20 protein-coding genes are annotated in these 17,997 nt (G+C 61.6%); 12 read left to right on the top strand and 8 right to left on the bottom strand.

All coding sequences use genetic code 11. The features are described from left to right. Positions 1–29: 29 nt before the first annotated feature. Positions 30–1,442 (bottom strand): metalloprotease TldD, encoded by a 1,413-nt coding sequence (gene tldD, locus AC0L18_RS09250; RefSeq protein ID WP_473491755.1) that lies wholly within the window; start codon positions 1,440–1,442, stop codon positions 30–32. Between the two features lie 242 nt (positions 1,443–1,684). Continuing rightward, positions 1,685–2,275 carry an invasion associated locus B family protein gene (locus AC0L18_RS09245; RefSeq protein WP_473491753.1) on the bottom strand — a complete coding sequence of 197 codons (591 nt, stop codon included), beginning with the start codon at positions 2,273–2,275 and terminating at the stop codon, positions 1,685–1,687. A gap of 375 nt (positions 2,276–2,650) precedes the next feature. Between AC0L18_RS09245 and coxB the strand changes: the two genes are divergently transcribed. The 11 genes from coxB (at position 2,651) to rnhA (ending at position 11,864) form a co-directional block, all read left to right on the top strand. Continuing rightward, the gene (gene coxB / locus AC0L18_RS09240; RefSeq protein ID WP_287236988.1) at positions 2,651–3,529 is read left to right on the top strand and encodes a cytochrome c oxidase subunit II; all 879 of its coding nucleotides are present in this window, start codon (positions 2,651–2,653) and stop codon (positions 3,527–3,529) included. Positions 3,530–3,566: 37 nt separating this feature from the next. Further along, entirely contained in the window at positions 3,567–5,216 is a 1,650-nt protein-coding gene (gene ctaD / locus AC0L18_RS09235) for a cytochrome c oxidase subunit I (RefSeq protein WP_473491752.1), read from the top strand. Positions 5,217–5,292: 76 nt separating this feature from the next. Further along, positions 5,293–6,237: a heme o synthase gene (locus tag AC0L18_RS09230; protein WP_473491751.1), complete on the top strand. Its 945-nt coding sequence runs from the start codon at positions 5,293–5,295 to the stop codon at positions 6,235–6,237. 2 nt (positions 6,238–6,239) lie between these two features. Beyond that, positions 6,240–6,401 (top strand): hypothetical protein, encoded by a 162-nt coding sequence (locus AC0L18_RS09225; protein ID WP_077381685.1) that lies wholly within the window; start codon positions 6,240–6,242, stop codon positions 6,399–6,401. A 7-nt stretch (positions 6,402–6,408) separates the two neighbouring features. After that, positions 6,409–7,050, top strand: coding sequence for a cytochrome c oxidase assembly protein (locus AC0L18_RS09220; protein WP_287236990.1), 642 nt, complete (start codon positions 6,409–6,411; stop codon positions 7,048–7,050). A 1-nt stretch (position 7,051) separates the two neighbouring features. Continuing rightward, positions 7,052–7,933 carry a cytochrome c oxidase subunit 3 gene (locus AC0L18_RS09215; protein WP_027152361.1) on the top strand — a complete coding sequence of 294 codons (882 nt, stop codon included), beginning with the start codon at positions 7,052–7,054 and terminating at the stop codon, positions 7,931–7,933. A 186-nt stretch (positions 7,934–8,119) separates the two neighbouring features. Then, positions 8,120–8,506: a DUF983 domain-containing protein gene (locus AC0L18_RS09210; protein WP_287236991.1), complete on the top strand. Its 387-nt coding sequence runs from the start codon at positions 8,120–8,122 to the stop codon at positions 8,504–8,506. Further along, on the top strand, positions 8,503–9,258 hold the full coding sequence (locus AC0L18_RS09205; protein ID WP_473491750.1) for an SURF1 family protein: 756 nt from the start codon (positions 8,503–8,505) through the stop codon (positions 9,256–9,258). The genes AC0L18_RS09210 and AC0L18_RS09205 overlap by 4 nt, the downstream gene beginning before the upstream one ends. Positions 9,259–9,355: 97 nt before the next feature. Next, positions 9,356–10,366 carry a 4-hydroxy-3-methylbut-2-enyl diphosphate reductase gene (gene ispH, locus AC0L18_RS09200; RefSeq protein ID WP_027152363.1) on the top strand — a complete coding sequence of 337 codons (1,011 nt, stop codon included), beginning with the start codon at positions 9,356–9,358 and terminating at the stop codon, positions 10,364–10,366. Between the two features lie 5 nt (positions 10,367–10,371). After that, a complete protein-coding gene (locus AC0L18_RS09195) occupies positions 10,372–11,334 on the top strand; it encodes a homoserine kinase (protein ID WP_473491748.1) in 963 nt (320 codons plus the stop codon). Next, entirely contained in the window at positions 11,331–11,864 is a 534-nt protein-coding gene (gene rnhA / locus AC0L18_RS09190; RefSeq protein ID WP_473491746.1) for a ribonuclease HI, read from the top strand. Before AC0L18_RS09195 ends, rnhA begins: the two co-directional genes overlap by 4 nt. A gap of 36 nt (positions 11,865–11,900) precedes the next feature. Here the strand turns inward: rnhA and AC0L18_RS09185 are convergent, their stop codons facing one another. The 3 genes from AC0L18_RS09185 to AC0L18_RS09175 all read right to left on the bottom strand — a co-directional run bounded on the left by AC0L18_RS09185 (position 11,901) and on the right by AC0L18_RS09175 (position 13,926). Further along, the gene (locus tag AC0L18_RS09185) at positions 11,901–12,380 is read right to left on the bottom strand and encodes a DUF2938 domain-containing protein (RefSeq protein ID WP_473491848.1); all 480 of its coding nucleotides are present in this window, start codon (positions 12,378–12,380) and stop codon (positions 11,901–11,903) included. A gap of 117 nt (positions 12,381–12,497) precedes the next feature. After that, positions 12,498–12,998, bottom strand: coding sequence for a redoxin family protein (locus AC0L18_RS09180; RefSeq protein ID WP_473491744.1), 501 nt, complete (start codon positions 12,996–12,998; stop codon positions 12,498–12,500). Between the two features lie 121 nt (positions 12,999–13,119). Beyond that, the gene (locus AC0L18_RS09175) at positions 13,120–13,926 is read right to left on the bottom strand and encodes a protein-disulfide reductase DsbD domain-containing protein (RefSeq protein WP_473491743.1); all 807 of its coding nucleotides are present in this window, start codon (positions 13,924–13,926) and stop codon (positions 13,120–13,122) included. A gap of 190 nt (positions 13,927–14,116) precedes the next feature. Between AC0L18_RS09175 and AC0L18_RS09170 the strand changes: the two genes are divergently transcribed. Continuing rightward, positions 14,117–14,725, top strand: a complete 609-nt coding sequence (locus AC0L18_RS09170) for a YqgE/AlgH family protein (RefSeq protein ID WP_023799312.1) — start codon at positions 14,117–14,119, stop codon at positions 14,723–14,725. Between the two features lie 151 nt (positions 14,726–14,876). Here the strand turns inward: AC0L18_RS09170 and AC0L18_RS09165 are convergent, their stop codons facing one another. The 3 genes from AC0L18_RS09165 to AC0L18_RS09155 form a co-directional block, all read right to left on the bottom strand. Then, positions 14,877–15,893: a transglycosylase SLT domain-containing protein gene (locus tag AC0L18_RS09165; RefSeq protein ID WP_473491846.1), complete on the bottom strand. Its 1,017-nt coding sequence runs from the start codon at positions 15,891–15,893 to the stop codon at positions 14,877–14,879. 450 nt (positions 15,894–16,343) lie between these two features. Next, the gene (locus tag AC0L18_RS09160) at positions 16,344–17,153 is read right to left on the bottom strand and encodes a class I SAM-dependent methyltransferase (RefSeq protein WP_473491742.1); all 810 of its coding nucleotides are present in this window, start codon (positions 17,151–17,153) and stop codon (positions 16,344–16,346) included. A 189-nt stretch (positions 17,154–17,342) separates the two neighbouring features. After that, positions 17,343–17,894: a nuclear transport factor 2 family protein gene (locus tag AC0L18_RS09155; RefSeq protein ID WP_473491740.1), complete on the bottom strand. Its 552-nt coding sequence runs from the start codon at positions 17,892–17,894 to the stop codon at positions 17,343–17,345. Positions 17,895–17,997 lie beyond the last annotated feature (103 nt).

Raw genomic sequence — 17,997 nt, 5'->3', positions numbered from 1 at the left:
TGAATGTAAGACAAAAACCGCAGCTTCTATCAAACCCGCGTTCCGCCAACCGTCATCTGGTTCATCCTGAGGTGCGGCTGGCCGACGCCGACCGGCACGCCCTGGCCGGCCTTGCCGCACATGCCGATGCCGGTGTCGAGCTTCATGTCGTTGCCGATCATCGCAACGCGATGCATGGCATCCGGCCCATTGCCGATCAGCATGGCGCCCTTGATCGGCTGCGTCACCTTGCCGTTCTCGATCATGTAGGCCTCGGTGCAGCCGAACACGAATTTCCCCGAGGTGATGTCGACCTGGCCGCCGCCGAAGGAGACGGCATAGATGCCGTTCTTGACCGAGGCGATGATTTCGTCCGGCTCCATGTCTCCTGAAGTCATATAGGTGTTGGTCATGCGCGGCATCGGCTGGTGCGCGTAGCCTTCGCGCCGTCCGTTGCCGGTGGCGTTCATGCCCATCAGCCGGGCGTTCTGGCGATCCTGCATATAGCCGACAAGCTTGCCGTCGTCGATCAGCACATTGCGGGCCGACGGCGTGCCTTCATCGTCGACGGTCAGCGAGCCGCGCCGCTCGGCCATGGTGCCGTCGTCGACGACGGTGACACCTTTTGCTGCCACCTGCTGGCCCATCAGCCCGGCGAAGGCCGATGTCTTCTTGCGGTTGAAGTCGCCTTCCAGCCCGTGGCCGACGGCCTCGTGCAGCATGACGCCCGGCCAGCCGCTGGACAGCACGATGTCAAAGGTGCCGGCGGGGGCCGGAATGGCCTCGAGGTTGACCAGCGCTTGCCGCAGCGCCTCCTTGGCGGCGTGTTTCCAGCTGTCCTCGACCAGGAATTCGCCAAACCCTTTGCGTCCGCCCATGCCGAAGGAGCCGCTCTCCTGGCGGTCGCCGTTGCCGACCACCACCGACACATTGATCCTGACCAGCGGGCGGACGTCGCGCACCATCTGGCCGTCGGCACGCACGATCTCGACATGCTGCCAGGAGGCGGCGAGCGACGCCGTCACCTGCCGCACGCGCGGATCCTCGGCTCGCAGCCACGCATCGATTTCCTGAAGGAGCTTGGCCTTGGCCTCGAAGGAGGGCGAGGGGATCGGGTTGTCGTCGCCATAGAGATGGCGGTTGCTGCGGGCGGGAGCCGCAGCAAGCGTGCCGGAATAGCCGCTCTTGACGGTTGACACAGCGTCGGCCGCGCGCAGCAGCGATGCTTCCGAAAGATCGCTGGAATGCGCGTAGCCGCTCGCTTCGCCGGCGACCGCGCGCAGGCCAAAGCCTTGGTCTGTGTTGAAATTGGCGGTCTTCAGCCGGCCATTGTCGAACATCAGCGCTTCGCTCTCGCTGTATTCGAGGAACAACTCGCCGTCGTCGGCGCCGTTGATGGTCTCGGCGACGATCTGCTTGATGCGATCGTCGGAAATGTCGAATTGGCCGATCAGGCTGTTCATGGCGCGGTCCGTCCGTGGAAAGAGATTGTCCTCACGATGTAGGCGCGAAGGTGCGCCCAGACAATCGGCAATGACCATTGTCTGTACATGACCCCGAAAATCGGAATCGATTTTCGGAAAGGATCATGCGCAAAATCGAAGCGCTACAGCGTCCTTTGCGCGTCCTTGGATGCGCGGCGCTGTAGCCAAAGGCGGTCACAATCTCATTTTCGTCAGCAGGGTTTTGGGTCTCGCGCCCCGTCTCAAGGCAGCGCGGCGAAACCGTCGGCGAAACCCTTGAGCTCGACCGGAATGCCGATGCCTTCCTCCGGCGTCTGGAAGACGATGAAGGTGGCCGACGTTCCGGTTTTCAGCGTGTCGAGCAGCGGCTTTTCGAGAATGACCTCGGCATAGCAGCCGTCCTGGAAGCAGCGCACGAAATAGGCCCGGCCGATGTCCTTGCCGTCGACATTGAGGCCGAGCCCGTTGGGCAGCAGCACGCCGAGCGGCGCCAGCACGCGCAGGATTTCGGCCTTGTTGTCGGCGGTGCGCAGCACGACGACGGAAAGCCCCATCTCGGGACGGTCTTCGGCGACGACGTTCTGCATCATCACGCATTGTTCCGAGGTGGCGCCAGCCGGCGTGTCGCAGATGATCGACCATGCGCCATGCGTCGCCCGCACCTTGCCGCTTGGCTGCGCGGCATTGGCCTGGCTGACGCCGAACGAGCCAACATAGGACAGGCCGATCCCGGACAGACCAACGCCAGATAGGCCAACGCTACACACGGCAGCGAGAAGGATGGCCTTTGCCAAGCTTCTAGAAAGCCCAAGTCCCCAAAGCCAAGAGTTCATGACGGCTCCATTGCGAATCACGGCACTTTAAGCCGCGCCAAGGGCAAGTAAAGGATGAGACCACTGCCGGCCTGCCTCGACCAAGGCAATTGCGCGGTTTTCCGTGCCAAATTCGCCCGAATTGCGACGGCCCGGCGCATTTTGCCGGGACACTCCGCCGCTCGGGCATTCGCGGGTCCGACACCGCCGCGGCCGCCGCCACAAGGCGCAGCCGCGCTTGCGCGCAAAAATGCCGCACGGTTTCCCCCGCTCCTTTCTTGCAGAGGCAAATAGAGTATGGTTTGAACCAGCCTCGGGACTATCCGGGATTCCCGTCCCGGCGTTGTTCGATATTCTTGCGGTCCGATCGCGAGGAACTGGGAGATAATGACGGCAATGAGAAAATTCCTAGCAGGCGCCAAACTCCTGGCAAGCGCTGCCGCCACACTGTTCACCGGTGCATCCGCCCATGCGGCCCAGCCTGCGCCGTGGGAGATGACCTTCCAGCCCGCAGCCACCGACATGATGCGGCAGATCGCCTGGTTCGAGGGCTATACGCTGTGGTTCATCGTGCCGATCACCCTCTTCGTGCTCTTTCTCATCGCCTATTGCATCCTGAAGTTTCGCGCGAGCGTCAACCCGACCCCGTCGCGCACCAGCCACAACACGCTGATCGAGGTAATCTGGACGGTCGGGCCGGTCGTCGTCCTGCTCTTGCTCGCCATCCCCTCGTTCCAGCTCTTGACTGCGCAATACACGCCGCCGGAGGAAGCCAAGCTGACCGTCAAGGCGACGGGGAACCAGTGGAACTGGGATTACGAATACCAGACCGAAAACACGCTTTCCTTCAACTCGGCGATCCTGGCGGATTCTGACCGCGCGGCGGCCGGCAAGGAGGACCGCGGCGCTTATCCGCGCCTGCTCGCCGTCGACAACGAGATGGTGGTGCCGGTCAACACCATGACCCGGGTGCTGGTGACGGCGGCAGACGTGATCCACGCCTTTGCCATGCCGTCCTTCGGCATCAAGACCGACGCGGTTCCGGGTCGCATCAACGAGGTCTGGTTCAAGGCGGAAAAGGAAGGCCTCTATTATGGCCAATGCTCGGAGCTCTGCGGCAAGGACCACGCCTTCATGCCGATCGCGATCCGCGTCGTCTCCGACGCCCAGTACAAGACCTGGCTGGCAGCGGCCGGCACCGACCTTCCCGGCGCCAACAAGGCGCTGATGGCCGAGGTCGACGGGAAAGACAAGGTAGCGGCCGCCGGCAACTGATGCCGCGACCAGAAAAGATCAGGGAACGGAGCCGAACATGGCAGACGCTGCAGCTCACGACCACGACCACAAGCCGTATCATGGCTGGGTGCGGTGGGTGTATTCGACCAACCACAAGGATATCGGCACGCTCTACCTGCTCTTCGCGATCATGGCGGGCTGCGTCGGCGGTGCCCTTTCGGTCGTCATGCGCATGGAGCTGCAGGAGCCGGGGATCCAGATTTTCACCGGCCTGGCGCAGATGGTCTACGGCTTGAATGCCGACGCCGCGCTCGACGGCGGCAAGAACATGTACAATGCCTTCACCACCGCCCATGCGCTGATCATGATCTTCTTCATGGTCATGCCGGCGCTGATCGGCGGCTTCGCCAATTGGATGGTGCCGATCATGATCGGCGCGCCGGACATGGCATTCCCGCGCATGAATAACGTCTCGTTCTGGTTGCTGCCACCGGCTTTCATCCTTCTGATCATCTCGGCCTTCATGCCGAGCGCGCCTGGCGCCTACGGCGTCGGCGGCGGCTGGACGATCTATCCGCCGCTGTCGACCTCGGGCCAGCCGGGACCGGCGATGGATCTTGCGATCCTATCGCTGCACATCGCCGGCGCCTCATCGATCCTCGGCGCCATCAATTTCATCACCACCATCTTCAACATGCGCGCGCCTGGCATGACGCTGCACAAGATGCCGCTGTTCGCCTGGTCGGTGCTGATCACCGCTTTCCTGTTGCTGTTGTCGCTTCCGGTTCTTGCCGGCGGCATCACCATGCTTTTGACCGATCGCAATTTTGGCACCACCTTCTTCGCGCCCGATGGCGGCGGCGACCCGATCCTGTTCCAGCACCTGTTCTGGTTTTTCGGCCATCCGGAAGTCTACATCCTGATCCTGCCGGGCTTCGGCATCGTCAGCCACATCGTCTCGACCTTCTCCAGGAAGCCTATCTTCGGCTATCTCGGCATGGCCTATGCCATGGTCGCGATCGGTGCGGTCGGCTTCATCGTCTGGGCGCACCACATGTACACGACCGGCCTGTCGCTCGACACGCAGCGCTATTTCGTCTTCGCCACGATGGTTATCGCGGTGCCGACGGGCGTGAAGATATTCTCGTGGATCGCCACCATGTGGGGAGGGTCGATTTCGCTCAAGACCCCGATGCTGTGGGCGATTGGCTTCATCTTCCTGTTCACCGTCGGCGGCGTTACCGGCGTCCAGCTTGCCAATGCCGGTCTCGACCGTCCGCTGCACGACACCTATTACGTGGTCGCGCATTTCCATTATGTGCTGTCGCTGGGCGCGGTCTTTGCGATCTTCGCCGGCTGGTACTACTGGTTCCCGAAGATGACCGGCTACATGTATTCGCCTGTCATCGCCAACACCCACTTCTGGGTCACCTTCGTCGGCGTCAACCTCGTCTTCTTCCCGCAGCATTTCCTCGGTCTTTCAGGCATGCCGCGCCGCTACATCGACTATCCGGATGCGTTTGCCGGCTGGAACATGGTGTCGTCCTACGGCTCGTATATTTCGGCCGTCGGCGTGGTCATCTTCCTCTATGGCGTGTTCGAGGCCTTCCAGAAGAAGCGGGTGGCTGGCGCCAACCCATGGGGCGAGGGTGCGACGACGCTCGAATGGCAGTTGCCTTCGCCGCCGCCCTTCCACCAGTGGGAGCAGCTGCCGAAAATCAAATAGGCTCTGCCTGGGGGAAATACGGAACCGCCGGTTCGCCGGCGGTTTTGGCCAACGGAATGATGGACTTTAAGTACGCATGGCCCTTGTCGACGACTCATTGACTGACGAACCGGGTTTTCGCATGTCGGAAGCGACGGCGGGCGATTTCTTCGCACTGTTGAAGCCGCGCGTCATGTCGCTTGTGGTGTTCACCGCCTTTGTCGGCCTGGTCGCGGCACCCGTGGCCATCAATCCGCTTCTGGCGGTGATCGCGATCCTGGCCATTGCCATTGGGGCTGGCGCGTCCGGCGCGCTCAACATGTGGTATGACGCCGATATCGATGCGGTGATGACCAGGACCGCCGGCCGTCCCGTGCCGGCCGGCCGCATCCGGCCAGGCGAGGCGCTGAGTTTCGGCCTGGTGCTGTCGGTGCTGTCGGTGATGACGCTCGGCGTGCTGGTCAATTGGCTGTCGGCCACACTCCTGGCCTTCACCATCTTCTTCTATGCCGTCGTCTACACGATGTGGCTGAAGCGCTGGACGCAGCAGAACATCGTCATCGGCGGCGCTGCCGGCGCCATTCCGCCGGTGATCGGCTGGGCCGCGGTAACCGGAACCGTCAGCCTGGAAAGCGTCGTCCTGTTCCTGATCATCTTCCTGTGGACGCCGCCGCATTTCTGGGCGCTCGCCCTCTTCAAGTCCGAGGACTATGCCAGGGCCGGCATCCCGATGATGCCGAATGTCGCCGGCCAGGCTTCGACCCGACGCCAGATCTTTGCCTACGCGCTGATCCTTGCCCCGGTTGGCGTGCTGCCATGGATGCTCGGTTTCACCACGCCCGCCTACGGCGTCTTTTCGGTGCTGCTTGGTGCCGGCTTCGTCTGGTATGCGTGGCAGGTGCTGCGGATGGCGGACGACGACCATGTGATGAAGCCGGCCAAGGCATTGTTCGGCTATTCGCTGCTCTACCTCTTTGCCATTTTCGCCGTCTACCTTGCCGACTGCGTTGTCGGGCGCGTGCTGACCATGGGCGGAGCATGACCATGGCCGACAAGAAGCTTGAACTCGTCACGCTGACGGAGCGCCAGCAGAAGGCCCGGCGCAACCGCTCGGTGGCCATTGGCCTGGCGCTGGCGGTGCTTGTCGTCATCTTCTACATCGCGACCGTCGTGAAATTCGGTCACAACCTCACCGGAACGATGTGAGGCTCAGATGAACCGTCAAACGGTGACCCATCCTCAAAACAGGAATACCAACCGCATCGTCGCCGGCGTCTGCATCGCCTTTTTCGGCGGCATGATCGGCATGGCCTATGCTGCGGTGCCGCTCTACGCGATGTTCTGCCAGGCGACCGGTTACGGCGGCACCGTGAAACGCGCAACGCAGCAATATGCCGACCGGGTGCTCGACCGCGATATCACCATCCGTTTCGACGCCAACACAGCCGGCGTGCCCTGGCAGTTCGAGCCGGTCGCCCGCTCCGTCACCATCAAGATAGGCGAGACGGCGCAGGCGCATTATAGCGCCACGAACAAATTCGTCCGCGCCACCACGGCCCGCGCGACCTTTAATGTGCAGCCGGAATTTGCGGGATCCTACTTCAACAAGGTCGAGTGTTTCTGCTTTACCGATACGACGCTGAAGCCTGGCGAGACGCTGGACATGCCGGTCGTGTTCTATGTAGATCCCGACATCGTCAATGCGCCGGAATTGAAGGACCTGAAGACGATTACCCTGTCCTACACGATGTTCCCGGTCGAGAAGAACGAGAAGACCAAGCCGGTGGCGTCGACAGTGCCGGCCGAAGGCACAAGCAACAAAGTTTCACATACCGAACGAAGCCTCGGGGGTTGATATGGCAGACGCGCACGCAAAACCACAACATGACTACCACCTCGTCGACCCGAGCCCGTGGCCATTCCTCGGCTCGGTCGGCGCGTTGGTCACCGCGATCGGCGGCGTCTGTTACATGCAGTATCTCAAGGGCGGCGATTTCCCGATCTTCGGCTTCAACATCGCCAATCCGTGGCTGTTCTTCATCGGCCTCTTGATCGTCATCTACACCATGTACGCCTGGTGGTCGGATACCATCAGGGAAGCGCATGAAGGCCACCACACGCGTGTTGTGTCGCTGCATCTGCGCTACGGCATGATCATGTTCATCGCTTCCGAGGTGATGTTCTTCGTCGCCTGGTTCTGGGCTTTCTTCGACGCCAGCCTGTTTCCCGGCGAGGCACAGCAATATGCCCGCGCCACCTTCACCGGCGGTGTCTGGCCGCCGAAGGGCGTTGAGGTCCTCGACCCCTTCCACCTGCCGCTCTACAACACCGTCATCCTGCTTCTGTCGGGCACTACGGTGACCTGGGCACACCACGCGCTGCTTCATGGCGACCGCAAGGGGCTGATCAACGGCCTGGTGCTGACCGTCGGTCTCGGCATCCTGTTCACCATGGTGCAGGCTTACGAATACATGCACGCGCCGTTCGGCTTCAGGGATTCGATCTACGGCGCCACTTTCTTCATGGCGACCGGCTTCCACGGCTTCCATGTCATCATCGGCACCATCTTCCTGCTCGTCTGCCTGGTCCGCGCGATGAAGGGCGACTTCACGCCCAAGCACCATTTCGGCTTCGAGGCTGCCGCCTGGTACTGGCACTTCGTCGACGTGGTCTGGCTGTTCCTGTTCGCGTCGATCTATGTCTGGGCCTCGAGCGGCGCGGTCATCGAAGGCCACTGAAATCTACCTGAGGAAATCGATGAGGCGGCTGCGGCGACGTGGCCGCCTTACCTTTTGGGGTGAAGGGCATTAAAGCGCGTCGCGGCTGAATGGATTCATGCGACGCGCTTTAAGTTCTTGTTTTTATGCATGTCGTTATCGCAAAACCGCTGCGCACTTTTGCGCGACATGCATTAAGGTATCGGAATGAGCGACGACAAGGCGATCTGGCCAGCAATCGATCCGATTTCGGCTGGCCTGCGCGGCCGCTGCCCGCGCTGCGGCGAGGGCCGGCTGTTTTCCGGCTTCCTCACCGTCGGTGAACGCTGCGCCAATTGCGGCCTCGACTATTCCTACGCCGATGCCGGCGACGGTCCGGCGGTGTTCGTCATCCTGATCATCGGCTTCATCGTCGTCGGGCTGGCGCTGTGGATGGAGGTGACGCTCAGCCCGCCGCTCTGGCTGCATTTCCTGCTGTGGATACCGCTGACACTGGTGCTTTGCCTGGGCGCGCTTAGGCTGATCAAGGGTGTGCTCCTGACGCTGCAATACCGCAACAAGGCGGCAGAGGGCAGGTTGGACCTCGGCGAATGAGCACGACATCCGCTTCGATTGCAGGCCGTTCGCGGCCGAAGACGGCATTGCTGCTTGGGCTTGGCCTCGTGCTGTTCTTCATCCTGCTGGCGCTCGGCACCTGGCAGGTCCAGCGCCTGTACTGGAAAGAGGGTCTTCTCCAGACCATCGACCGGCGCACGCACTCAGCGCCCGTGCCGTTGCCCGAGGTCGAAAAGCGGTTTGCCGCCAGCGGCGATGTGGATTACACGCCGGTGACGGCATCAGGCACGTTCCTGCATCAAGGCGAGCGACATTTCTTCGCGACCTGGGAAGGCCAGTCCGGTTTCGATGTCTTCACGCCATTGCATCTGGAGGACGGCCGCTTCGTCCTGATCAATCGCGGCTTCGTGCCGTACGATCTCAAGGACGCTGCCAAGCGCCCGCAAAGCCATGGTGCGGGCCAGGTAACGGTGACGGGGCTCGCCCGCAATCCGCTGCCGGCAAAGCCCTCGATGATGCTTCCCGACAATGATCCGCAGAAAAACATCTTCTACTGGAAGGATCGCGACGCCATGGCGGCCAGCGCTGGTCTGCCGGCCGGCGCGGGGCTGGTGCCATTCTTTATCGACGCGGACGCCACGCCGAACCCGGGTGGGCTGCCGGTCGGCGGCGTGACAATCATCGACCTGCCGAACAGCCATTTGCAATATGCCGTAACCTGGTACGGCCTTGCCGCTGCCCTTGCCGGCGTCCTCATCTTTAGGCTTCGCCGCCCGGCGAAAGAAGAATGATCAGCACTGGTGCCCTTGACAGGGCAGGGGTGCGCACCTCATTTCGCGCCTTGAGTTCAAGACTTGAGTTCACGCTACGACCAACCGGCCGGGAATCATGCTTCACACGACGACAAAGCCACCGCTGACGATAAGGCTCTGCCAGCCGCGCGGCTTCTGCGCCGGCGTCGACCGCGCCATCCAGATCGTCGTGCTGGCGCTGAAGAAATATGGCGCGCCGGTCTATGTTCGCCACGAGATCGTCCATAATCGCTACGTCGTCGAGGGGCTGCAAAGCCTCGGTGCGGTGTTCATCGAGGAGCTCTCCGAGATACCGGCTGAGCATCGTCAGAGCCCGGTCGTCTTTTCGGCGCATGGCGTGCCGAAGTCGGTGCCGGCGGACGCCCAGGCGCGCAACCTCTTCTATCTCGACGCCACCTGCCCGCTGGTGTCGAAGGTCCACAAGCAGGCAATGCGCCATCAGCGGCTCGGCCGTCATGTGCTTCTGATCGGCCATGCCGGCCACCCGGAAGTGATCGGCACGATGGGGCAGTTGCCGGACGGCGCCGTCACCTTGATCGAGACCGAAGCCGACGCCGCGAATTTGGTGCCCGCCGACCCGCAGGCGCTCGGGTTCGTAACCCAGACGACGCTGTCGGTCGAGGACACCGCCGGCATCATTCGGGTGCTTAAGGATCGTTTTCCCGATTTGCATGCGGCGGCAGCGGAATCGATCTGCTACGCCACCACCAATCGCCAGGAAGCGGTCAAGGAGACCGCCGCGGGTGCCGATCTCTTCCTGATCGTCGGCGCTCCCAACTCCTCAAATTCGCGGCGTCTCGTCGAAGTGGCCGAACGCGCCGGCGCCTCGATGTCGCTTCTGGTGCAGCGCGCCTCCGAAATTCCATGGACCGAGATCGCCGGCATCTCGACGCTCGGTCTTTCGGCAGGTGCCTCGGCACCGGAAATCATCGTCGACGAGATCATCGATGCGTTCCGGCAGCGCTTCGACGTAACCATCGAGCTGGCGGTGACGGCGACGGAAACCGAGGATTTTCCGGTGATGCGGGTGCTGCGCGACGTCGAGCTGACGGCCGCCGACATGGCTTTCGTCAACGGGGCCGCGTAAGGTTCATGGCGGTCTACACCGACGTCAACGAAGGCGAGCTCGGCGCGTTCCTCAAGGCCTATCCAGTCGGCGATCTCCTGTCCTACAAGGGCATAGCCGAAGGCACCGAGAACTCGAACTTCCTGCTGCACACGACCAGCGGCTCCTACATCCTGACGCTCTACGAAAAGCGCGTCGACAAGGCCGACCTGCCGTTCTTCCTCGGCCTCATGAGCCATCTCGCCAGGAAGGGCATTTCCTGCCCGCTCCCGGTGACCGCGCATGATGGCGACGTCATCGGAACGCTAGCCGGCCGGCCGGCGGTCATCATCACCTTCCTCGAAGGCGTTTCGCTGCGGCGGCCGACATCAGCGCACTGCGGCGAGGTCGGCAAGGCGCTGGCGGCGCTGCATCTGGCCGGCGCCGACTTTCCGATGACCCGTCCGAATGCCCTTGCCATCGATGGCTGGCGCAAGCTGTGGAGCGCCTCTCGTCTTCGCGCCGACGAGGTCGAGCCGGGACTGGCGGCCGAGGTCGATGCCGATTTCGGCGATTTCGAGCGGAATTGGCCGAACGGCCTGCCGGAAGGCATCATCCATGCCGATCTTTTCCCCGACAACGTCTTCTTCCTCGGCGAGAAACTGTCGGGGCTGATCGACTTCTATTTCGCCTGCAACGATCTCTACGCCTATGATGTCGCTACCTGCCTCAATGCCTGGTGCTTCGAGAAGGATTTTTCCTTCAACCTGACCAAGGGCACGGCGCTGCTTGCCGGCTACCAAAGCGTGCGGCCCTTGAGCGGCGAAGAGAAAGCTGCGCTGCCGATGCTGGCGCGCGGCTCGGCACTGCGCTTCATGCTGACCCGGCTTTACGACTGGCTGATCATTGCCAACGGCGGGCTGGTCGTGAAACGCGATCCGACCGAATATATCAGGCGTATGCGTTTCCACCGGGCGATCAAATCTCCTTCCGAATACGGACTGACATGACCAAGCGCGTCGAAATCTTCACCGATGGTGCCTGTTCGGGCAATCCGGGGCCTGGCGGCTGGGGGGCTGTCCTGCGCTTCAAGGGCGTCACGAAGGAACTGTCGGGCGGCGAGGCTGCTACCACCAACAACCGCATGGAACTTTTGGCCGCCATCTCGGCGCTCAATGCGCTGAAAGAACCCTGTTCGGTCGATCTTTATACCGACAGCAACTATGTCAAGGACGGCATTTTCAGCTGGATCGACGGCTGGAAGCGCAACGGCTGGAAGACCGCTGCCAGGCAACCGGTGAAGAATGCCGAACTGTGGCAGGCGCTCGACGAGGCGCGCAACCGTCATCAGGTGATCTGGCATTGGGTCAAGGGCCATGCCGGCCATCCGGAGAACGAGCGTGCCGACGAATTGGCGCGGCTCGGCATGGCGCCGTTCAAGAACAAGACGGCCAGGCCCGCGCCCGTTTCGGCTGGGGAAAACACCCAAGCCAAACAGCCGGCAGCCAGGAAACTGCGCCGCTCGACCCAAAGCTACTGACCAATCTGGACTACTGACCAGTCTGGTCCGGCATATTCAGCGGATCAGCAGCGCTGTGCCGAAAAGTCCGAGCGCGAACACAGTATGCGATACGAGGTTGAGGGCGCGGATCTGCATAGGGTTGGGGCGCTTTGACGCGGCCCAGCCGGCGCCCATGCCGGGCGCCAGCAGGAACCAGCCGGCGCCTACGGTGACGATGCCGAGGATGAAGGCCGGCAGGAAGGTCGGCGCGGCCAGCCACGCCGCTCCCGCCAAAACGGCCAGGATGATGCCGTAGACGATACCGACAAAATAGTGGAAGGCCCAGCCCAGCGCCGATTCATGCGCATAGGGTGCTGCCTCGCCGATATCGTTATGGAAGACCTTGCCGTCCCTCAGGTGCCAGACCCAGCGACCAACCAGTCCCCAGTTCGGCCGTGGCTGAGCAAACACCGTGTTCAGGAAAATCGCCCAGAGGTCCATGAGCGCCGTGGCGCCGATGCCGATCGCCACAGCGCGCCAGAAGTGGTCAAACATCATTGAGGTCCCCTAAAAGCAGGCAATTCCCAAACAGCGTTCTTTGCACGCCCAATTGGACGCGCGGCTGCCGAAACGAGCGCGATCGTCAGGCCAAAGGAGCGTGAAAACCTCGGCCTATGCTGTCGCCAAAACGGAAAGCTGTCCGAGAATGTGAGCAGCACCGGATTCATCAACGCCAGGCTTTGTCTCGACATTGAGCGCGGCGACCTTGCCGTCGTCGACGATCATCGAAAACCGCTTCGAGCGCAGCCCCATGCCACCGCCGGAAAGGTCGGCGTCGAGACCGATCGACTTGACGAAATCGCCATTGCCGTCGGCAAGATAGAGGATCTTGCCTTCACCGCCGCTGAAGCGGGCCCAGGCGCCCATCACGTGGACATCGTTGACGGCGACGACGGCGATGGTGTCGACGCCGCGCGCCAGGATGGCGTCGTAATTATCCAGAAAGCCGGGCAGATGGTTGTTGGAGCAAGTCGGCGTGAAAGCGCCGGGAACAGCGAACAGCACCACCTTCTTTCCCGAGAAAAACTCGGCCGTCGTGATCGCTTTTGCGCCGTCGGCAGTCATCGTCTTGAAGTTCGCTTGGGGCAGCTTGTCGCCAACGGCAATCATCATCGTGGTCCTCGTTTTGACAAATGGAAGGGAGTGTCCTTGCGATAGCGAATTCAGCCGTTTCCCGCAACTGTCGGGGTGGCCGGAGCAAGGGATGTTCGATCTGAACATCCTTTGCTGGGGATCAAGGGAACGGCAGCAGGCCTTCGACGGCGCCGGCCGCAGTTGTCAGCGTGTAGTAAAGTCCGCCATCCGTCGGCGTCGTCGTCGGTCTGTCGAGGATCGGCACGGTAAACACCAGCTTGCCGTCCTTTTCGCTGCGGGCCGGCACGCCGAACATGTAGTCCCGCTCGCCGGCGACGAAGAAATCCGCTGCTTTGGGATTGCCCGGAAAGCTCGCCTCGACAATCAGTGTCGCGCGGTCGCCCGGCAGGATATTGACGCCGAAATCGGGTCTTGCGGGAGCAGGCAGCGTTGCAAGCGCCGCCTTCACCAAAGCGGCGTCTTCGACATTGTCCGGATCGGAGCCCGGATCGATGGTCAGCTTTGTTTGCACCGGGATGCAGATCGTCTCACAAATTCCGAGAAAGATATCGGCAACGATGACGGCCGGCTCGTTCGGCGCCGACAGCGTGAACATTACCGGCAGCGAAACCGGATGGTCGTAGCCGGCCCATTTGCCGGAGCCGTCGTCGTGGCGCTGGGGTGGTGGAAACGAAAACGTCGCGTTGGCAATGTTGGTGCTGGCCGAGATATCGATTTGCGGCGGCACGCCCGCGTCGCCCGGATCGCGCCAGTAGGTTTTCCAGCCAGGCTTGAGCGAAATATCGAGGACGCCATGGATGCGTCCGGCTGTGTCGGGCTCGCCGCTGGTCACAAGGCGTACTTTGCCGCCTTCGCTTTCGTACCAGATCGACGAGGAGGCTGCGGCGGGAAGACCGGTTCCACATCCGACAGCGGCGCTGAGCAGCAGGACTTTCAAGCTTTGCATGGCGGTGATTTGAGCGTCCGTTCATGGCTGCGCAATGACTTCATGGCGTCGCTGCTATCATATTTGCGTGACCTCGGGCACAGCTTTGTGTGATCTCGGGCAAAGCTTTGCGTGCCTTGGATGCACATCTGCGACCAAATCGCGCGCGGCGCATCTTTTCGGCGCTCCAGAAACGCGTTACGCTCCCCTCATGGACTTGTTGCGCCACAAGAAGATGGCTGCGGGACGCGGCTTTCTCGACGACCAGTTCCTGATTGCCATGCCCGGCATGAAGGACGACCGCTTCACGCGCTCCGTCATCTATATTTGCGCGCACAGCGACGAAGGCGCGATGGGCCTGGTCATCAACCAGACACAGCAGATGCTGTTTCCGGATCTGCTCGTGCAACTCGGCATCATGAACGAACAGGAGGCGATCCGCTTGCCCGCGCAGGCCCGCGACTTCGTTGTCCGCAACGGCGGACCGGTGGACCGCAGCCGCGGCTTCGTCCTGCATTCGGGCGACTACCGGGTGGAATCGTCGCTGGCCGTCTCCGACGACATTTGCCTGACCGCGACCGTCGACATATTGCGCGCCATTTCGTCGGGCCGCGGGCCTCGGCACGCGCTGATGGCGCTCGGCTATTCGGGCTGGGGCGCCGGTCAGCTGGAAAGCGAAATCGCCGAGAACGGTTGGCTGACCTGCCCGGCAAATGCGGAGCTTCTGTTCGATACCGACATCGAACGCAAATACGACCGGATACTCGCTTCGATCGGTATCGACCTCGCGCATCTCAGCCTGGCCGCCGGTCACGCCTAATGCATGTCGCGCAAAAGCATGCCCTCGGGCTTGACCCGTGGGTGTGTAGCGGTTTTGCGATAGCGACATGCATAAAACGACAACCTAAAGCGCGTCGCGTGAGGCCGATCAACGCGACGCGCTTTAGAGGTGAAAACCCGTACCTGGCTGGTTACCGCCGCATTGCCATCGCCAGCCGTTTGCCCAGATCGTAGACGAGATTCTCGAAACCCGACGTCCAGGACAGGTCAGCCTGTTTCACGCGCGTTTCGACATCGCTGTATTTGCCGATGCGGGCTTCCAGGAAGGAGCGCAGGCGCTGGTGAAACTGGCCGACGGTGAGCTGTTTTCCCTCGGCCTTGAAGATCGCAATATTGAAGCGTGCCGCCTTGGGGAAGATTGTGCTGGCCGTGGCATTGGGCTTCTCATCGGCATTCGACAGGAGCGCTGCTGCCCCGTTGGTGCCAAGGAAATGGGGGAGGTAGAGATCCCTTTCATCCATGGCCTTCTCAAGACGAGCTTCGATGCGTTGCTTGGCCGCGAGAAGGTTCTTGGCCGCAAGTGCCGCCGACAGATAGGGATCGCGCCTGAATTCAAGGATGCGCTGTTCTTCGGCCTTGTCCTCGACGAAATGGTATTCGCGCTTGCCCTCGGGGCGGGTCCGGATCAGTTCCGCTTCGTCGCCCAGGCCGAATTCTGCACCGTACCTCTTCACCGCCTCGAGCCATGTCTGGTCGAGGAATTGCATAAGACCAAGCGCCGACCCTTTAGACGGGCGATTGTTGATGTCGAAGGAGGATTCCTTCTCGGCGATCGCAAAAAGCGTGTCGGCAGGAAATTGGGTGTCCTTGGCTGCACGAAGGATTTCGCTGGCGATGTGCTGCGACACCTTGTACTCGCCGAACTCGTGCATCGACATGCCGAGGACGATCTGTTCCGCGCCTTGGGAAAGGATGGAGACGGTGCCCTTCAATGCCTGGGCCAGCGTGCGTTCTCCCTCGCGTCCAGAGGTCGATATGGTGTCTGGATCGATGATGTCGAACTCGGGCGCGGCCGAGGGAAAACTCAGAGCCGAGAACGGAACAGCAGTGGCAACCGCGGCTTCGGTCACGCCGTTGACCAGGACTCCCGAATAGACCGGCCATGGCATGGCTGCCACGGTCGCCGCCAGGCCAAGCCCCGCCATCATTTTCGACAAAGGCCGTCCGCCCGAAAGGACGAAGGCTCCGCAAGCAAAGAATTCAAATGTTCTTTGGAGTGACGCCAGGTCCCCCTCCGTTCCTTGTCTAGCCGCCCAGATATTTTGGGACAGGTCTATTTCCAACGTTGAGCCGTCAACGTCGAAAAAGACAAGAAGAACGGTCAGTGCTTCATTCAACTAGTCATGGATAATGGCGGCACAATGGCCACAGTGCGGCAAAATAATTCGAAATGTAAAACAAGCTGGTTTTAATCGAGGGCTGCGTAGCCGATGCGTTGCTTGTGAAGCCTCTCGATTGGCGAGCAGAAATTTCCCTGAGTTGGTCTGCCCTCGACCGCAGCCGGGCAATCCTTTCGGTCTCGAACGGCAGATTGTGAATGAGCAGCCATTCTCGGCACAATACTCGATCGAAAGAGTCCGCAGCTGGTGAGAGATCATTTAGCCTTTGGCTGTCGCCAGATTGGTGCTGAGCTCGAAGGCCAGTCCCGATCCGATGGAGTATGGCTGCAGCACGGGCGCACTCTCGCTCACGATCGCGTCCACGACGCGCTTGCGTTCCTGATCACCCAATTCCTTGGCTAAGGAACTCATCCCGACCAGCGCCATCGTATTCAAATGCAGGAAAGGTACGCCTTCCCCGAAATGGATGGTGCGCGAAACAATCCTCGATCGGACCTCGTGGAAGCCGGCGTCTCGCAGCAGCGCCTCAAGCGGAGCCGCTTCCCCGAAGCTGTACCGCTGATCGGCGATGGCGCCCAGATGACGCTCCGCGACGCGGCGCAGGTCGCGAAAGAACGGGATTTCGTCGTCCGGGCGCCACGTGGCGATTGCCAGCCTACCACCCATCGTCAGCGCGCGACGCATCTGCGCCGCCGCCGCGGGTTTGTCAGGAAAGAACTGCAGTCCTTGCTGACAGACGACCACGTCGAACGTCTCACCGCTACGCAGAGGCAACTCGCCGGCATTGCCCTGGCGCCAGTCGACGGCTGGTTCTACAGCGCGCGCCACGGCAAGCATGTCCGCGCTGACGTCGACACCGACGATAAATCCGGCTCCACCGAGCCGCTCTCTTGCAACGCGCGCCACTATTCCTGTTCCACAAGCAATATCGAGTACGCGATCGCCCGAAGACAATTCCAACTCGTCAAGAGCCATCTCGGCCCATGGACGGAAGAGAGGGCCGACGAGCCACCGCTCGTACATCTCCGGGAAACTTACCTGTTTCATTGCGTAGCTGGGCAAGGTCATGATCGTCCTCCCTCAGGGCGCATGACTATGGCGGATCTACTCCACCGGCATCAGCAGGTGCTCGCAAGGCGCGTCGGGCCACATCTGGCGCCATAGAATGACGTTCTGCGTCGACGAGAAGCGAAAACCCTTCAGCGGGCTTTGGACCTTCAGCCAGAGCGCTCCGCCGGGATGGCGACACTCTTCGCATCACGCGGCTTCGCCGCGTGCAAGGGCCGCCGCCTGCTCCAGGCGCACGCCCTTGACCAGGGGGTCTGCGTGCCGATGCACCAGGCGCCATTCCGCCTCTTCGCGGCGATAGACCAAGGTAACCCGCAGCGGCCAATCCTGTGCTGGCAGACCGCCGACCTCGACATGCGGGCGTTCAATGATCGCGAGGACCACCATGTCGGCGGAACCATAGGCTTGAAGAAGTTCGTGCTCGAAGGTCCCGTTCTTGAAAAAGCGGCCCATCGCTTCGATCCGCTCTGCAGTCAGTTCAGAAGCCCGCGTCGGCTTTCCTCCGAATGGAGACATCAGCAGGAAGTCCTTGGTATGTGGGATCACCTCGTAGTATTTCGTTGTCTCCCCGCGCATCAGCGCCGAATTTGCTTCCGCAGAACGCTCGACGAGATCGACAACCGTCTGGTCTATAGCAGTCTCCTCAAGAGCCTGTGCCGAGGCTTTCGTTAATTTTGCAGTTTGTGACAATGCCACGCCAGCGCTTGCTGCGGCGAGAAGGGAACGTCGTGATACCGGCATGCGGGTGCTCCTGCATCTGTTTCCGATGCGAAGCGCGCCTTGCGCTGCTCCGCTTGCTCAGGAGATCGCACTTCGATGATGCTGAATCCAGTGATATAATTTC

The organism is Mesorhizobium sp. WSM4819 (assembly GCF_055811215.1).
The sequence above is the reverse complement of the archived record's forward strand: the minus strand, read 5'-3'. Positions and strand labels throughout refer to the sequence as shown.

Coding starts and splice junctions, on each gene's coding strand:
- tldD (WP_473491755.1), bottom strand. CDS start 1,442: ATGAACAGCCTGATCGGCCAATTCGACATTTCCGACGATCGCATCAAG.
- AC0L18_RS09245 (WP_473491753.1), bottom strand. CDS start 2,275: ATGAACTCTTGGCTTTGGGGACTTGGGCTTTCTAGAAGCTTGGCAAAG.
- coxB (WP_287236988.1), top strand. CDS start 2,651: ATGAGAAAATTCCTAGCAGGCGCCAAACTCCTGGCAAGCGCTGCCGCC.
- ctaD (WP_473491752.1), top strand. CDS start 3,567: ATGGCAGACGCTGCAGCTCACGACCACGACCACAAGCCGTATCATGGC.
- AC0L18_RS09230 (WP_473491751.1), top strand. CDS start 5,293: ATGGCCCTTGTCGACGACTCATTGACTGACGAACCGGGTTTTCGCATG.
- AC0L18_RS09225 (WP_077381685.1), top strand. CDS start 6,240: ATGGCCGACAAGAAGCTTGAACTCGTCACGCTGACGGAGCGCCAGCAG.
- AC0L18_RS09220 (WP_287236990.1), top strand. CDS start 6,409: ATGAACCGTCAAACGGTGACCCATCCTCAAAACAGGAATACCAACCGC.
- AC0L18_RS09215 (WP_027152361.1), top strand. CDS start 7,052: ATGGCAGACGCGCACGCAAAACCACAACATGACTACCACCTCGTCGAC.
- AC0L18_RS09210 (WP_287236991.1), top strand. CDS start 8,120: ATGAGCGACGACAAGGCGATCTGGCCAGCAATCGATCCGATTTCGGCT.
- AC0L18_RS09205 (WP_473491750.1), top strand. CDS start 8,503: ATGAGCACGACATCCGCTTCGATTGCAGGCCGTTCGCGGCCGAAGACG.
- ispH (WP_027152363.1), top strand. CDS start 9,356: ATGCTTCACACGACGACAAAGCCACCGCTGACGATAAGGCTCTGCCAG.
- AC0L18_RS09195 (WP_473491748.1), top strand. CDS start 10,372: ATGGCGGTCTACACCGACGTCAACGAAGGCGAGCTCGGCGCGTTCCTC.
- rnhA (WP_473491746.1), top strand. CDS start 11,331: ATGACCAAGCGCGTCGAAATCTTCACCGATGGTGCCTGTTCGGGCAAT.
- AC0L18_RS09185 (WP_473491848.1), bottom strand. CDS start 12,380: ATGTTTGACCACTTCTGGCGCGCTGTGGCGATCGGCATCGGCGCCACG.
- AC0L18_RS09180 (WP_473491744.1), bottom strand. CDS start 12,998: ATGATGATTGCCGTTGGCGACAAGCTGCCCCAAGCGAACTTCAAGACG.
- AC0L18_RS09175 (WP_473491743.1), bottom strand. CDS start 13,926: ATGCAAAGCTTGAAAGTCCTGCTGCTCAGCGCCGCTGTCGGATGTGGA.
- AC0L18_RS09170 (WP_023799312.1), top strand. CDS start 14,117: ATGGACTTGTTGCGCCACAAGAAGATGGCTGCGGGACGCGGCTTTCTC.
- AC0L18_RS09165 (WP_473491846.1), bottom strand. CDS start 15,893: ATGATGGCGGGGCTTGGCCTGGCGGCGACCGTGGCAGCCATGCCATGG.
- AC0L18_RS09160 (WP_473491742.1), bottom strand. CDS start 17,153: ATGACCTTGCCCAGCTACGCAATGAAACAGGTAAGTTTCCCGGAGATG.
- AC0L18_RS09155 (WP_473491740.1), bottom strand. CDS start 17,894: ATGCCGGTATCACGACGTTCCCTTCTCGCCGCAGCAAGCGCTGGCGTG.